Raw genomic sequence first — 256 nt, 5'->3', positions numbered from 1 at the left:
CGCCGACGAGCTCGGCCTCAAGGAGGTCTACGGCCTGGTGGGCGCGGAGAACACCCCGAGCCTGGCGATGTGCGAGCGGCTGGGCTTCCGGCACCTGCGCGACTCGGTCGACGAGGACGGCTCGGTGGCGAAGGTGGTGGTCATCTCCACGGCCGACGTGAGGTGACCCACCCATCGACCTGGTCCGGGCGTTTTGGTTGGGGGTCCGGGAACAGGGGGCGGTTGGGGTGGGGGGGGGGTTCGGGGGGTCTCCAAA

Source organism: Kitasatospora sp. NPDC056531, assembly GCF_042794375.1.
In the GTDB taxonomy this organism is placed as follows: Bacteria; Actinomycetota; Actinomycetes; order Streptomycetales; family Streptomycetaceae; genus Kitasatospora.
Note: the sequence above shows the minus strand (reverse complement) of the source record.